The 1243-nt window shown below is 54.7% G+C and carries 2 protein-coding genes; both read right to left on the bottom strand.

Annotation, left to right across the window (positions count from 1 at the left end; translation table 11 throughout):
• A partial coding sequence (gene cas7i / locus QMC91_RS09895; protein ID WP_300238074.1) for a type I-B CRISPR-associated protein Cas7/Cst2/DevR occupies positions 1 to 889 on the bottom strand: 889 nt, incomplete at its 3' end.
• The coding region (locus QMC91_RS09900; protein WP_300238075.1) for a hypothetical protein at positions 886 to 1243 on the bottom strand (358 nt) is incomplete at its 5' end. The genes QMC91_RS09900 and cas7i, both read right to left, overlap by 4 nt.

A 1243-nucleotide genomic window follows, 5' to 3' on the forward strand; every position in this document is an offset into this window, starting at 1 on the left:
GGTCTACCCACCCGGCCATCGTGTCAAACGCCTCGCCGATCGAGACGGTGCCCTCCGGCGTTCCTGAGAAGAACCCGTTTCTCGCTCCGAATATTGTAGCAAGCGTCTCCTTACTGTAATCTTTCAGAGTCTCTGTGATCATCGCCGTATTCAGTTCAGAACCGCTAACCTGCACACTCTCCAGGAATATGGGGTTCTTCACCGTGAGGAGAACCCCTGCCACAAACTTCGGTGATATATCGGCAAGGTACCTGCTCTGCCGTCCGGATGCCCAGAGGTTCTTAACAGCGGCCAGCAGTGCTTTCACGCGCTCGGCTTTCGCCTTGTTATCGAGGGGACTATAAAACCCCTCACCGCAGCCGACCCTGTCCAGTTCTATTAAGACCGTACCCCGATAGAGGCCAGAGTGGATCTCGGTCTCGAAGATGTTCGGGTTGCCACCCGCTTCGACCCCCATGTAATTGGTGCCGAAGTCCAGGTCGCCTAGATATGGGTTCAGTGCGATGAGCGGGGAGACGCGGACAGGCGAGGTTCGTTTTTTCGCGGATCCCTGGCCGGCCCCCTCGCCCCGCTCGGTCCCCATATACCCGAAGAGGTCGTCGTCGATGTACTTCTCCGGTTCCTGTTTCGTGGTTGCGGCTCCTTTCTTGATGGTTGCGACCGCACCCTCCGAGAGCGTCCACCCCATCACCTCAAGCTGGTTGCGCAGGGCACGTCGCACCGCCTGAGCGGAGACGTAGGGGTACTGCTCTACACCAACTGAGATCTTCTTGATGCTTGAGATGTTATCTGCTTCTTTGTCCGATCCATTTAATGACGCAAACGATACCGGCGTGAGATACGTGACCGTCAACGCCTTTGCCTTTTTAAAATCCGGTTTTGAACTCATGCTACCTCACCTGCTGCCTGATCATGGCTACCTGCACTCTCGCGATCCCTATTCATGCCATTGAAGGTGTTCAGCGCCGCGATCATGCAGAACTGTTTGAACTCGGCGAAGTTCTTTTCGAACTCTTCACCCCTGTTGTAAAGGTCGGAGGTTACCAGTGCCCCATACTTGAGCTGGATCCTGTTAACCTCGTTAAGGAAATCCTCTGGTTTTCGTGCTTTCCGGAGACGGAAGAGTTCACCTTTTCCTTTCTTGCCTTCAGGGGCAAGACTCATTCCGATGGTCTTTCCCAGGCTTACTGCCGCATCTATCAGTCCCTGTTGCATTGGGTCACTCTCCTCGATAAGGATCTTC

This window comes from Methanoculleus sp., from assembly GCF_030019085.1.
In the GTDB taxonomy this organism is placed as follows: Archaea; Halobacteriota; Methanomicrobia; order Methanomicrobiales; family Methanoculleaceae; genus Methanoculleus.